Source organism: Exiguobacterium sp. s163 (assembly GCF_018617135.1).
Lineage (GTDB): Bacteria > Bacillota > Bacilli > Exiguobacteriales > Exiguobacteriaceae > Exiguobacterium > Exiguobacterium profundum.
Genome location: NZ_JACSJN010000001.1, coordinates 712,447 through 725,954 on the forward strand (window position 1 = coordinate 712,447; position 13,508 = coordinate 725,954).

The 13,508-nt window shown below is 50.4% G+C and carries 11 protein-coding genes; 3 read left to right on the forward strand and 8 right to left on the reverse strand.

Going from position 1 to position 13,508, the window contains the following annotated elements:
- Positions 1 to 42: 42 nt before the first annotated feature.
- Both KNO71_RS03810 and KNO71_RS03815 read right to left on the reverse strand, forming a co-directional pair.
- Positions 43 to 1,722, reverse strand: coding sequence for a sensor domain-containing diguanylate cyclase (locus KNO71_RS03810; protein WP_214687307.1), 1,680 nt, complete (start codon positions 1,720 to 1,722; stop codon positions 43 to 45).
- Positions 1,723 to 2,013: 291 nt separating this feature from the next.
- Entirely contained in the window at positions 2,014 to 2,844 is an 831-nt protein-coding gene (locus tag KNO71_RS03815) for a DegV family protein (RefSeq protein WP_214687308.1), read from the reverse strand.
- A gap of 161 nt (positions 2,845 to 3,005) precedes the next feature.
- On the opposite strand from KNO71_RS03815, the gene KNO71_RS03820 reads away from it, so the two are divergent.
- The 3 genes from KNO71_RS03820 (at position 3,006) to KNO71_RS03830 (ending at position 6,848) form a co-directional block, all read left to right on the forward strand.
- Positions 3,006 to 3,704 (forward strand): ABC transporter ATP-binding protein, encoded by a 699-nt coding sequence (locus tag KNO71_RS03820; RefSeq protein WP_214687309.1) that lies wholly within the window; start codon positions 3,006 to 3,008, stop codon positions 3,702 to 3,704.
- 12 nt (positions 3,705 to 3,716) lie between these two features.
- On the forward strand, positions 3,717 to 6,038 hold the full coding sequence (locus tag KNO71_RS03825; protein ID WP_214687310.1) for an ABC transporter permease: 2,322 nt from the start codon (positions 3,717 to 3,719) through the stop codon (positions 6,036 to 6,038).
- A gap of 84 nt (positions 6,039 to 6,122) precedes the next feature.
- Positions 6,123 to 6,848, forward strand: a complete 726-nt coding sequence (locus tag KNO71_RS03830) for a DUF4261 domain-containing protein (protein WP_214687312.1) — start codon at positions 6,123 to 6,125, stop codon at positions 6,846 to 6,848.
- 207 nt (positions 6,849 to 7,055) lie between these two features.
- Here the strand turns inward: KNO71_RS03830 and KNO71_RS03835 are convergent, their stop codons facing one another.
- The 6 genes from KNO71_RS03835 to pulA all read right to left on the reverse strand — a co-directional run bounded on the left by KNO71_RS03835 (position 7,056) and on the right by pulA (position 13,169).
- Positions 7,056 to 7,382 (reverse strand): thioredoxin family protein, encoded by a 327-nt coding sequence (locus tag KNO71_RS03835; protein WP_078147419.1) that lies wholly within the window; start codon positions 7,380 to 7,382, stop codon positions 7,056 to 7,058.
- A 20-nt stretch (positions 7,383 to 7,402) separates the two neighbouring features.
- On the reverse strand, positions 7,403 to 8,254 hold the full coding sequence (locus KNO71_RS03840) for a DegV family protein (RefSeq protein WP_214683722.1): 852 nt from the start codon (positions 8,252 to 8,254) through the stop codon (positions 7,403 to 7,405).
- A gap of 125 nt (positions 8,255 to 8,379) precedes the next feature.
- A complete protein-coding gene (locus KNO71_RS03845) occupies positions 8,380 to 8,799 on the reverse strand; it encodes an RDD family protein (protein ID WP_214683721.1) in 420 nt (139 codons plus the stop codon).
- Positions 8,800 to 8,813: 14 nt separating this feature from the next.
- Positions 8,814 to 9,890: a nitric oxide synthase oxygenase gene (locus KNO71_RS03850; RefSeq protein WP_214687313.1), complete on the reverse strand. Its 1,077-nt coding sequence runs from the start codon at positions 9,888 to 9,890 to the stop codon at positions 8,814 to 8,816.
- 75 nt (positions 9,891 to 9,965) lie between these two features.
- A complete protein-coding gene (locus KNO71_RS17745) occupies positions 9,966 to 10,100 on the reverse strand; it encodes a hypothetical protein (protein WP_256440204.1) in 135 nt (44 codons plus the stop codon).
- A 147-nt stretch (positions 10,101 to 10,247) separates the two neighbouring features.
- Positions 10,248 to 13,169 carry a type I pullulanase gene (pulA, locus tag KNO71_RS03855; RefSeq protein ID WP_214687314.1) on the reverse strand — a complete coding sequence of 974 codons (2,922 nt, stop codon included), beginning with the start codon at positions 13,167 to 13,169 and terminating at the stop codon, positions 10,248 to 10,250.
- Between the last annotated feature and the right edge of the window lie 339 nt (positions 13,170 to 13,508).

Here is a 13,508-nt window from a genome sequence, read left to right on the forward strand (position 1 = left end):
TTTCATACGAAAGGAGGATCCACCATTTTGGGGATCCTCCTTTCATCTGACTTCAGTCGATAGATCATGATAGTGGGCGACTCGATCTCGCCCGTTGAATTTCGCCCCGACGTACATGGCTCGGTCCGCATGTCGCAAGACCGTATCGAGGTCTTCATATTCATAAATCGTTTCAATCCCGATACTCGCTGTCACCGTGATACGCGTCCCTTCCGTTCCAAAATCATGGCGCTTCAAGGCGTCTCGTATCTTTTCACCGATCAGATGGGCGGCCGCCTCATCCATTCTCGGGAAGACGAACACGAACTCCTCCCCTCCATAGCGCGTCACCAAGTCCGTCGCTCGAACATTGCGAGTAAAGAGTTGACCTGCTTCAATCAACACCTCGTCACCGAACGCATGTCCGTACGTGTCGTTGATCGACTTGAAGTGGTCCAAATCGATCAAGAAGACAGAGAGTGGATAGGACGCCACATCGTTCAAACGTTCTTTCGTCCAACGGCGTAGCGCTCGCTGATTATGCAATCCCGTCAACGGATCCGTCAAGCTCTCATGTTGCAAACGTTTGCGTTCATCGATGCGTTCGATTGACCAAGATAACGTCTTGAGGAGACGGTTCACTTCAACCGCAATCGGAGTTTCGTATGCCCCGTTTGCCGTCGTCGATACCATGCAGCTGACCGCCGTCTCCGCTCCCCAAACGGGTTGGATGACGAGCGCCGAATGGTGTAGTTCTTGTTGCTGTTGCTGCAATTCGGGATGCCATTCATGGAGCGAGTCATAGACGAAACACGGTTCGTCCTCATCATGATACCGTTCAATCGTGAAGGCATCCGGCACACTCGGGATGACGCGACCGGTCATATCATAAAACGTCCGCTCCCCTTTTCGATTGACCTGCAACCATCCACGTTCCACTTCGACGATATCACGTAGACCGTTCCAAAACTTCTCAATCAACAATTGCTCGCTGTCCACGCGGTACAGCTGTTCTTTCAAGCGTTCGACTTGATCGACTCTCGACTTGGTTTCTTCCGTCTCCGTCGCTTTCGACATCGTCATCTTTAGGACAGATAGTACGAAGAACGTGACGATGAGCCCGACATAACCGAAGTTGAGATACGACTCGATGGCAATCATCGAGAACAAAAGCTCGAGTGACACGACGAGCCAATCAAAGCGAATCAATCGCCACATGATTGGGAACGGGATCCGTTCTCCGACCATGAAGTAGGATAAAGCGAAACTCATCATAAGGACAAGGAACAGAGTCCCCAAGAAGGCTACCATCGCCCATCCTTGTTGCATCAAATGAACGGGCTCTCCGATTTGTCCACCGAGTGCGATATAGGCGAGCCCTGGCAACAGAACGAGCAAACATTCAATCACCGTGTTGAGCGGATAGAAATGAAGGAACCGTCGTCGCCCGACACGACGATTGAAGGCTCGCGCCTGAAACGTGAAGAGGAGCAGTTGCCCCATCAACAGGGCGGGTGCGAGTCCGTATAGGAAGAACGTGATAAAGACAAACATCTCATGGAACGTGAAGTGAAGATGCCTGCGCTTTAAAGGATTCATGACGAACAAAGCCCCTAGCGTATAGATGAACCAAAACAACGACCAGTCGAACGCCTCAAGGTTTTGGAAGGTCAAATACGTCACTCCCGTGAAGACGAGCACCCACGCGAGCCAGCTCCGAACTAGGTACTTCCGAAATTGCATCACCTTCCCCCCTTTTCTCGTTCATTTTTTTCTAGTATGACCCGTATTGCTACAACATTCCAGCAATAGTTTAAAAGTTGAGACAATGAAATATTGATAGAATTCCCAATTCAATGTTTCGTTATGCTAAATGTCGGCAACGACTTGGATAAAGGGGGCTCGCTATGGACTTTTCTCTATTTCTGATCACGTTTTTGTTCATCTACTCAATCACCATTACACTTCTTTATCTACGGAAACAAAAAAACACGTAACAAAGGGCGGCCCTCACAAAAGGACCGCCCTTACTCATTATTTTGCTTTCAAATATGAAATCCCGATTGACCCAGTTCCCGTATGCGCCCCGAGAAGTGGTGCGAGTGTATCAACTCTGATCGGAATCGTGTCACCAAGTTGTTGTTTCCACTCCTCAGCAAGCTCAGGGACATTTCCGTGGAAAATCGAGACGTCCTGACATTCACCGGACTCGATTGCCGCACGCAACACTTCGAATAAATGAGCCTGCGCCTTCTTATACGTGCGGACCGTTTGATACGGGACAATCAACCCGTCTTCGAATCGGAGTACCGGTTTCAACTGAAGCATGTTCCCGATGAGCGCTTTCGATTTGGAGATGCGACCGCCCTTTTGCATCTGTGTCAAGTTTTGAATCGTCAACTCGATGCGGACGTCCTCCACGCGCTTCTTCATGTAGGCTCCCACGTCTTCAAGCGCATCGCCTCGTTCGACCCGTTCAATCAATTCCGCGAACATGAGTCCCATCGTATAGATGCCTGCCCGTGAATCGAAGGCGAGTAACTTGAACTCCGCAATCTCAGCTCCTTGAACAGACGCCGAATACGTCCCACTCAAATCGGACGATAGATGGATTGCGATGCCCATATCGTACTCTTCTTTCAATTTTTCATAGAGCGTGACGAAATCCCCGATCGCGGGCTGACTCGTCGAGACGCGCTCTCCCGCGTCAATCCACTCGTAAACCGTTTTCGCATCGACTTCGATTCCATCTTTATACGGCTGGTCCCCTTTGACGACATAGAGCGGGACGATGTGGATGTCAGGATGTTGCGCTAATGCATCTGGAAGGACAATCGTGCTGTCCGTGATGTAAGCAATCTTCATAAAGAGTTCTCCCTTAAAAAAATTTATTAGTACCTGGTTATATTATTTTATCACAGGTGGAGCGGTTTCACTATTTTTTCAAAACATCCTATGTGCAGCTCGTCCATTCATTTCTCGAAAAGGGTATACCATACATAACGAGTAAAGGAGGCGTGTGTGGCATGATCAAACTACGGAACGTAAACAAAATCTACAAGACGGGCGACGTGGAAACGGCCGCCTTGAAAGACATCGACCTCACCATCCGGGATGGCGCGTTCGTCGTGATCCTAGGTCCAAGCGGGAGCGGGAAGAGTACACTGCTCAACGTCATCAGCGGACTCGACACGGTCACCTCAGGTAAGATCACGTTCGGCGACACCGTGCTGACCGACCTATCCGTCGATCAGATGACTGCTTTTCGACGCGACCATCTTGGCTTCATTTTCCAACAATACAACCTTCTTCAAAACTTGACCGTCTATGAGAACGTCCAAATCGGATCCGACTTAATGAAAGATCCGCTGCCGATTGATGAATTGCTCGAACAAGTAGGGCTCACAGCGGCACGTGACAAATACCCCTATCAACTATCGGGTGGTGAGCAACAACGGGTCTCCGTCGCCCGCAGCCTCGCCAAAAATCCGGCCATTGTCTTTTGTGACGAACCGACGGGATCGCTTGACGAAGAAAATTCGAAAAAAGTACTCGAACTATTGGAACAATTGAACGAGACGTATCAAAAAACGGTTGTCGTCATCACACACAATAATGGAATCAGTGAGATGGCGGACGATGTCATCAAGATGAACTCCGGTCGAATCGTGGAGGTGACCCATCATGAGACCCGGGTCGCGGCACGTGACATCCATTGGGGATAAGGGGGTGGCGACATGCTGTATAAAAACGTCTGGAAGACATTAAATCGGAAGTGGATGCAACTCCTCGCCATCGCCATCATCATCGTCATGAGTTCACTCACGTACACGATGATGTTCTATGGCATCAGTGGAATCGAGGTCCCGACCGAAGAGTATCTGGAAGAATCGAACCAAGAAGACTTTGCGATTGACATGCTCAATCGGGTGACGGAAGAAGAGTTACGCGACCCCGCTGTCGCCACGCTCGCGGAGACAGGAGCGTTCACATTGGCTGACATCAAACAAGCCGATGCGGAAGTCTTCAATCGTCTGATCGCATCGCGAATCGCCGCCGTCGAACAGGAGATGCCGGATGCCACGATTGAACTCCGTGACTTGAAAGCCATCACCTACACGTTCGATGACACCGAGCATCGGGGAATGATCGTCAAAGAATCAGACACGATCAACCGCTCCTACCTCGAAGCCGGTGATCGACCGAGCGCGAATGACGAAATCGCTTTGAACAAAAAATATGCAGAAGAGAACGGCATCGACATCGGAGACACAATCGACATCGGTAAACCGTTCACGGTGAGTGGATTTGTCCTCTTTCCGGACTACACGCTCCCCCTGTTCGATGATAACTTCTTCAACTTGGACCCAGGTTCACAGACCCTCCTCCTGATGACGGATGAATCGTTCGAAACATTCGTCGGGCAAGAGTCGTTTCGACTGTCCGGGGTGACCGATCAACCGATTAAGACCGACCTCGAGCTCCCGTTCGTCGTCTCGGTCATGGAGACGGAGAACATCATTCGAAGCGGCGCCATCTACAGCGAGATTTCATCCGGCAAGGCGATGGCGCTCGGACTCAGTCTCTTTATCGTCTCCATCGCTGTCATCATCGTCGCCATCCTGATCTCGAATATGCTCGGGGCGGAACGAGGACAAATCGGACTGTTGAAGGCGATTGGTTATAGTCGTCGGCAAATCGCATCGCCTTACTTGGTGCTCATCTTGGTTTTCGCATTCTTTATGCTCATCATCGGTTATTTCCTGGGGCTTTATTTCGCGAACCCGTTGAAAGAACTCTATCTCGACTTCTATCTCTTACCGTCCATCACCATCGCCCAAAGTCCACTTGAGTTCGTGACAGCCGTGTTCGCCCCGCTCCTCTTCTTTGCGCTCGTCGCGGGAGCCGTCATCTATAAAATTATGGGAGAGAGCGCCCTTGCCCTCTTGTCACCACGGGACAATGTCTCATTGAATCGACTCAGTCGACTTGTCAGTCGCCTGTTGAGACGGGCGAGTGGCAAGACGAAGTTCAAATATTTGTATGCCGTCAAGAGCACGGGGAGTTTTCTCATCTTCTTTCTCGGGATCCTCTTCTCGACGATTCTCATCGTTTTCGCCCTCATGATGAACGGCGCCGTCGACCGTATGACCGTTGGCGGATTGAACGAAGCGGTGTATGAATACGAGGCGTATACAGACGGGACACCGGTTTTAGAAGCGGGACAAGAACCGTTCCTCACCTATCCGTTTGCCTTTGTCGAAGATAACCTGATCACCTTGAAGGGACTAGACTTCGACAACACCTTGTTCCCACTCCAAAACGAAGATGGGGATGTGTTGACAGTTGAACCTGACGGCCTTGTCGTCTCCTCCTCACTCGCGCTAAAACTCGGCCTCGATGTGGGTCAAGACATCGATGTCGCACTCGACGGGGACACGTTGACCTATCCCATCATCGGGATTGCCGATGAATTCTCCGGGGATTTCGCCTACTTGCCCCGGACGACGTTAAGTGAACTACTCACGGACGGGGCGACGGATGACCTGTTCAACGGCATCTACGCGACGGAGCGTCCGAGCGAATCCGACTATCTGACCATCCTGTCACGTCAAGGGTTGATCGATCAGTCCGAATCGATCAATCAATATATGAATTTCATGATGAACGTCTTGATTGGCGGGGCGTCCCTCATCGCTTTCAGCATCCTGTTCGTCTTGACGGCGCTGACGGTCGAGAAGAACTATTACGTCATCTCCTTGTTGAAAGTGATGGGATATGAGAAACGGGAAGTCCGCTCCATGATTTTGAACAGCTACTTCATCTATGCGCTCATCTCTGCCCTCTTGAGCATCCCCATCGCCCTGTTGACGCTTCGGGTCATCATCGTCGTCTTTGCAGAAGATTATGGACTCGTGCTCCCACTTGAATTCGAATGGGTCTATATCGTCTATACGCTTGGCGCTGTCGTTCTCCTCTTCTTTATGAGTACGTTCATCAGTCGCCGGAAAATCGATCAAATCCCGCTTCAGGAAGTATTGAAGACATATCAAGAATAATTCATGCCAAAATAGGGCATAATAAGAGATAGACCAGGTCTCTCCTGAGGAGAGACCTGACTTTTGCAGAAAAGGATGATACACATGAATCGTACACAAGTCATGCTCGCCATTCCCGGAAACTGGTCTTCCGCAGAAGGCGTCAGCGAACAAATCAGTTTACATAGTGAAGGCTACACGATGGCCGGTCTGTTGTTGCTCGAAGATGAGACAGGGAAGGCGTTCACCGTAGAAGTCGTCGAACGTGACCCAGCCCTCGCCGAGGCGATGATTCACGCGAGTTCTGGCGGGTTCACCCCGAAAGTCGCGAAAGGAATCGCTCGTCATACGCATGTCGTCTACTTGATTGTCGACGTCAACGATTTGACAGACGTCGCCGCTGCACGTCGTGCCGCAAACGCCGTCTTAAACGCAGGTGGAGTTGGCGTCATGGTCGAGTCAGCTGGTGTCTCTTACTCGAAAGACGAGTGGCAAGAATCAAAAGAAGAAGACCTCGCACTCGACTATTCGCTTCTCACGGCTATCACAGAAGAAGAGAACGCCTATATGTCATGGGGAATGAAAGCGTTCGGTCATGCAGACGTGGCCGTACCGATGACACTCGACATTGAAGATGCCATTCACGTGATTCATTCGTTCAACTTCCACCTCATCTCCGGTGGCGCGATGTTCGGCGACGGCGACCATTTCGCCTTCGAGGACGGGCGTGCCTTCAGGGTCGAGATGGGAGAAGACGAGCGGACGACCATCGACAACTTATTGCATAACCCGTTTGGCTTGATTTATCTCGTCCCACAAGTAGCAGAATAAGAAAGAGGCTGGACATAACCCAGTAGATTCATAAGAAAGAGGCCTCCGTGAGCGAACAAGTCGCTCACGGAGGCCTCTTGTCATTTTTATGGGTTCGCGCACGCATTTCGGACTAAAAAGAGGGGTCCTGCCACCAAAAATCGGTGACCGGTCCCCTGTTTTTATCACAAATCTTTAAAATCGGCTAGTTATGTTCCAGCCTCCTGTTCACGCTCGTCTCATTTCTTGCATGCGCTCGAGTTGATGCGTCAGTTCGCCGATTGGCACGAATCGTGCCCGACGGAGCATTTCTTTCCCGTTGATGAAAAAGAGGACGACCGGAACGGTGAAGATGGAGAAGGCGCCTGCGACTTCCGGCACCTCGTCCGAATCCACCGCGACCGCCTCAATTTCCGGAAACTGATGGAGCATCTCTTCGATTTGAGGTTTCAGCGCATGACAGACACTGCATCCCGGATGTGACACGTAGACGAGCAGCTGTTCCGTGCTCGCAATCCGTTCATTCAATCCAGTCAAGGTTGTCATTGCTTCCATCTTACATTCCTCCTACTTGATTAAGCGTCGAGCCACAAGACACCGACCGTCTCGAATCCGGCATGTACCGCAATCGAAGGACAGAATCGAGTCCGTACGACTTCGAGACCTGGTAGTTTCGACTCGATGAGTGCGACGAGGTCATCTTGCATATTCGGTGCGAGAGCCGTCTGAACGAACACCCGATTGTCCTTCACACCGTTTTCCGCATGACGACGTTCGAGTTCACCGACCATCTCCGCATAAGCCTTCTTCAATGAACGGGCCTTTTTGAACGGGATGACTTTCCCCGTCTCATCGAGGGTGATGATCGGCTTGATGTTCAAGATGTTCGCAAGGAACATCTCACCGGAAGAAACGCGACCGCCTCGGCGCATCGTCTCCATGTTTCCGATGATCATGAAGAAGTTCTTCTTATCGCGCCATGCTTCGAGAAGGGCGACGATTTCCTCCACTGACTTACCTTCGGCTTCAGCGGCCTTCCCGATTCGGACGAGTTCTTGTTGCGCCTCGAGTGCGGCATGCGAGTCGATGGTATACACGGTAAAGTCAGCCGCTTCGGCAGCTGCTTTCGAATTTTTCGCCGTACTGCTCAATCCATTCGAGCAATGGACGGCGATGGCACAATCATATCCCTCTTCTTTCAAGCGTTCGTAGCGGGCGATGAAATCTCCGAAGATCGGTTGTGACGTCTTCGCTTCTTTCTTTTGGTCAATCATATACCGATGTAGGTCTTCGAGAGAGAGTTTGGTTTCACTATAGCCGTTCCCGTCCACGATCAATTGAATCGGAACGATATCGACACCGAGACTTGCTGCCTCTTCTTGAGAGAAGTTGGCCATACTGTCGGTAATCCATGCGATTTTTGTCATAACTAAAAAGCCTCCAATAGTCGTTCATTTTTGTCCAATCCCATTATACCTTATTTCCCGCCGCTATTCCTACTCGACCGAACGGGACGAAAAAACAGAGCGACACACGGTCGCCCTGCTCCTCTTCATTTGGTCGAGATCAATTTTGTATGGGCGAACTCATCATGCGGCAACTCGAGGTCTTTATTCGACTTCATCTGTTGGAGTGCACGGATGAGCGGAATCCCGAGCGTCGCCGGATAGACGACATCTTTATAGAGTGTCCGTTTGACGACTTGCTCCAGTGAAAGCGGGCGTCCGTCCGCACTCACGACTCGAATGCCGACGACGCGGTCACCCAATGTCTGACCTTTTTGATACAACATACAGTACACTTCACCTGCCATCGTCACGACGGTCGGCAAGTAATACCGTTTCACTTCCTTGTCTGGCCAAATCTTTTGACGGACGGCCTTTTCAATCAGTTTTGCCGGTGTCTGAAAGACGAGTTGGTCGATTTGACCCGCGACGGCTCGTTTCCAAAGTGGGACTGCCACAGCAATCATCCTTTCTCTCGGTTCTAGCCTCTCAATTCCTCTTTTACCGGCTGACGAAACCCTGAGAACGGACAACGACTCCTTGCGAACAAGTTCGGTGTTTTGATCTGATTGTCGTAATGCTCATGAAAAACGTGCGTCGTCGCAGGAGAAAGAGGCGGGATGAGCCAACTCCATTGCCCGGTGACATCACGCCCCGCGTCCCGTTCGTTTTTTTCGAACCGCTTGAACTGTTTGGCGGCCGTATGATGGTCGACGATGGTCACACCTGCCCGCTCGAACGATTGCAAGACGGCGATGTTCAATTCGACGAGTGCCCGGTCGCGCCAAAGCGACCGCTCTTTCGTCGTATCGAGCCCGAGGGACCGTCCGACGAGCGGCAACAGATCATAACGGTCCGTATCGGCCAAATTCCTTGCCCCGATTTCCGTCTCCATATACCAGCCGTTAAACGGAACCGAGGTAAACCGTAGACCTCCGATCTCTAGTTCCATATCCGCAATCGCTGGGACTGCGTGCCATTTGATGGTCCGTCCGTCAAACAAGTCCACATCCTCGTGCCGAATGTCCACCTCAAGCACGGCCTCACTCGGCAACTCAAACAAGCGGACGTCTCGCCCGTCCGTGATCATGAGTGGGAGGATATCGAATGGCGTGCCGGCTCCGACCCATCCGAGTTCTTTCGCGCGCTTCGTCATCGTGACGGACATCGGGTCTCCGATGATTCCGTCAGGTGTCTCATATCCCGCGTACCGAATCAATTGTGTGTTCAATAGTTTGAACTCGTTTGGAAGGACCGTCATCGTCGAACGGATTTTTCCACCGTTCGTAGCGAACTGAAGATGGTCGACAAGATGGTCGTAGACAGCCTCAAACGTATCGGCGTCCCGTGCATCGATCACATGGAGTGTCTGCCAAAACAAGCGGCCGATGCAACGATTCGAATTTCGCCACGCCGCCTTGGCACCCACACACAACTCTTCCGTCGTCAACGAATAGGTGCCCGTGCGCTCAATTTCATCTTTGATTTGTCGGAGACGTTCGGACGGGTCGTCATGCCATTGCCGCATCCAGTCGCTCGCTTGTTCATACAGATTCATATCTAAAATCTCCTCACTCGATTCTCTCTTTTTCCATCTTAGAGAAAAGGAGACCCCTGTTTCAACTATCTATTCTCACACGCGACACGTCGGGTACTTAGAACCCCTCTGTTGTTGAACGAGTTCGATATAGTCGGTGACATCTTCGTTTCCGCTTACTATCCGTGACGTCACCATTGACGCGATGAATCCATTTTTGAAAATCGCCATACAATCTCTCCTTTCGAAAGAGATGGAAGTTTCAAATGGAAATTCTCTTGTTCACACAAAATGACTAGTTGATAAAGCAATAATTACCAATTCTTCATCATTGTGCCATTAGAAAACCCCACTTGTTTTTCAAAGTGGGGTCAATGATTAGTTCCGTTCGAGGACGAACGTCTTGTATGCAGGCACGCTTACTTTTCCAGTCGCACGCTTGATTGTCTTCGTTCCGGCACGGTCGCCATCGACAATCACGTTCCAGTTCCCTTTTGGAAGGGTGACTTGGACATTCGTCGGGTTGGCGTTATGCGTGATGAACAAGTCGTTCTTTTGACCCGGCGCATCTTCGTCAATCGTGTACGTGATGACGTTCGCTTCCGCTTTGTGGAACGTCAAGAATCGTTTCACGTTGCTCGCTTTTGTCATCCGAAGACCTGGATTGGCTTTACGCATCTCAATCAAGCCTTTCATGTATTGGACGTCCGCCTTGCGGTCGGCTGCCCGTTTCCAATCGAGCTGGTTGATCGAGTCTGGTGATTTGTACGAGTTATGATCGCCTTCCTTCGTGCGCATGAACTCTTGTCCTGCGTGAAGGAATGTCGTTCCTTGGCTCGTCAAGAGAATGCTCGAGGCGAGACGATGCATTTTCGTCTTATTCACTTCAGACGCGATCGGGTTCGTCAACGTCAATTTATCCCACAACGTATGGTTGTCATGAGCTTCGACGTATGTGATCGCTTGCGTCGGTTCTTTTGTGAATCCTTTAATCGTGTCGCTATATGCGATCTCACCGACGATTCCCGTCTTCACTCGATTTTCCATACCTTCTTTTCCGTTGATGAAGCCTTTGTCCTCATCGTAGAAGACGCTTCCTTTCAAGCCGTCGCGGATGTTGTCATTGAAGTGGGCGATACCCGGCATGTCGTAGGCGTTCTTTTGATTTGCTTTTAATTCAGCATCGAGCGGCGTACTGAGGTCCCATCCTTCTCCGAAGACGAGAATCGACTTGTCGACTCGATTCAACTCCGAACGAACTTTATTCATTGTGTCGACGTCATGGATTCCCATCAAGTCGAAACGGAATCCGTCCCAATGATACTCTTTTGCCCAATAGACGACAGAGTCGACGATCAGTTTTTGCATCATCGCCCGTTCAGAAGCGGTATCGTTTCCGACACCTGTACCGTTGGCGAAGTCACCACCTGCTGTGTAACGGTAGTAGTAACCCGGTACGATTTTGTGCAAATTCGACGCCTGCGCATCGAACATATGGTTGTATACGACGTCCATGACGGCACGTAAATTGTTGTCATGTAACCCTTGAATCATCTGTTTCATTTCCATGATACGTACTTTCGCATCGTAAGGATTCGTTGAATACGACCCTTCTGGTGCATTGTAGTTTTTCGGATCGTATCCCCAGTTGTACGTCGCCATCGGATTCGTTTCATCGACCGATGCCGTGTTGAAGTCATAGACCGGAATGAACTGAACGTGTGTCACGCCGAGGTCTTTGACATGGTCGAGTCCCGTCTTCGTTGCTGTTTTCTTTCCATCAACGAGAAGACGCGTTCCTGGTTCGATGACACCGAGGTACTTCCCTTTGTTTTGAATGCCTGAGTCGTATTTGTCCGTCTTCACATCGAAGATCGAGAAATCACGGACATGCGTCTCATAGATGATTGCGTCTGTCGATTGTTTCAACTTCGGTTTCATTGAATTCCAACGTTTTGGATCTGTCTCTTTCAAATCGACGATGACACCTTGGTCACCGTTCACGCCGACAGCCGTCGCATACGGATCGACCGCACGGACCTTCCCTGTCGCATGGGTCACTTGGTACGTATAGCCGATGCCGTCTAGGTCACCCCGCACTTCTGCCACCCACGTGCCGCGTTCACCGCGTTTCATTTGAATCACTTTCTTCAAATCTTTATCATTTGTTGGTCGGTTCGTCGGCATGTTCCATAGTTCGAGCTCGACTTGTTGAGCCGTCGGAGCCCAGAGAACAAATTTCGTTTTCGACTTTTGGTACGTGACACCGAGTTTACCGTCATATGCATATTTTGCATCGAATTCTTTTGAACGAAGCACCTTGCCGGCTTGGAGCGTCTGTTCTCCAAACTCCGGGTGCGAGGCTTTGATGACTTTCGCTAAGTCGATGTCTGACTTGAATTGAATCGTCACCGACTTGTCGCTAGCCTTTTCAATCGATTCCACCGTTGCCCCGTCCACGCTCAATTCATCGATGAACGCATCCGTGATGACACGGTTCGTCGTGAGTGTCGCTTGACGGAACGTGTCCGCCGAGAACGAGACGAGCTTCGGAGAGCGATCGATTTGAGGCTCTGAATAGTAGATTGTCGAATCTCCTTCAACGAGCCAAATCTCTTTTGCAGTCCCGAGAACGAATCGGTCTTCCCCATCCTTCTCCGTCCATTCTCCTTTTTTCGTGATCAAGCCCATGAGTCTCTTCGATTCTGGGTTGGCGAGTTTCACGTTCGCGACGGCACCGAAATCATCAGCCCCATCGAATACGATGCTCTGTCCGTCCCCACCGTCTGGCCAAGCCCAAAGACCCCAGTCCGTATATGTATTGTCGTAACGGAAATAATGAACTTTCATATCGATTTCCGTCGAAGCCGTCTCTCCGTCCGGGTTTGACGTATAGATGGTCGGGTCGCCCGACTTGATCCACACTTCGGCGACGCCATCTTGAATCATGTCGCTCGTGATGAAGCGGTCATTTTCAGACCCCTTATCTTTGTCCCAGTTGTCCGTGCGGACGATGAGACCGATTTTTTCAGGTGAGTCGACCGGAAATTCGTAAGCCGCCACCTTTCCGAATGCATCCTCCCCGTTGAATGTGAAGCCTTTGTTCGGGAAGTAATCTGGGCCGTTCGCCCAAAGCCATAAGTTCCAATCCTTTTCGTTATCCGGCGCCTCTTGATAATGGACGACGACAAGTGTCGACTTCCCTTTATCTAAAGCGGACGTCGGCATCGGAAACATTGACAGAATTAGTGCAAACGTTAGCACAACTGCCCATACGGGTTTCCACTGCTTTTTGACCATGAGGGTCCCTCCTTGTAGCACTATTTTGAGAAAACGCTTACACAAAAATTGTAAACGGTTTCCTTGAGTGAAGCAACGTTATTTTAGAAAAGGGTCAATTGGCATCATTTTCTTTACAGATTTTACAAACGGGAAAGCCCATATCGGGCATAGCACGCCTTTAGGCATAGGATGAGAGTGAGTTCGGATGTGAAAACATCCGACGTTCGGGTATACTTATCCCATAGACAAGAACAAGTCTCTAAAACGCCTGTGTCCATCGCCCCTTGAAAATCGTATACGGTTCGGTCATGAAAACATATGACCGGTAAAACGATGCCTGTCGTCATGCAAAAGACG

Excerpts from the sequence above, each read along its gene's own strand:
- KNO71_RS03820 (WP_214687309.1), top strand. The coding sequence starts at position 3,006 with ATGATCAAACTACGGAACGTAAACAAAATCTACAAGACGGGCGACGTG.
- KNO71_RS03830 (WP_214687312.1), top strand. The coding sequence starts at position 6,123 with ATGAATCGTACACAAGTCATGCTCGCCATTCCCGGAAACTGGTCTTCC.
- KNO71_RS03825 (WP_214687310.1), top strand. The coding sequence starts at position 3,717 with ATGCTGTATAAAAACGTCTGGAAGACATTAAATCGGAAGTGGATGCAA.
- pulA (WP_214687314.1), bottom strand. The coding sequence starts at position 13,169 with ATGGTCAAAAAGCAGTGGAAACCCGTATGGGCAGTTGTGCTAACGTTT.
- KNO71_RS03810 (WP_214687307.1), bottom strand. The coding sequence starts at position 1,722 with ATGCAATTTCGGAAGTACCTAGTTCGGAGCTGGCTCGCGTGGGTGCTC.
- KNO71_RS03840 (WP_214683722.1), bottom strand. The coding sequence starts at position 8,254 with ATGACAAAAATCGCATGGATTACCGACAGTATGGCCAACTTCTCTCAA.
- KNO71_RS03835 (WP_078147419.1), bottom strand. The coding sequence starts at position 7,382 with ATGGAAGCAATGACAACCTTGACTGGATTGAATGAACGGATTGCGAGC.
- KNO71_RS03815 (WP_214687308.1), bottom strand. The coding sequence starts at position 2,844 with ATGAAGATTGCTTACATCACGGACAGCACGATTGTCCTTCCAGATGCA.
- KNO71_RS17745 (WP_256440204.1), bottom strand. The coding sequence starts at position 10,100 with ATGGCGATTTTCAAAAATGGATTCATCGCGTCAATGGTGACGTCACGG.
- KNO71_RS03850 (WP_214687313.1), bottom strand. The coding sequence starts at position 9,890 with ATGAATCTGTATGAACAAGCGAGCGACTGGATGCGGCAATGGCATGAC.
- KNO71_RS03845 (WP_214683721.1), bottom strand. The coding sequence starts at position 8,799 with ATGATTGCTGTGGCAGTCCCACTTTGGAAACGAGCCGTCGCGGGTCAA.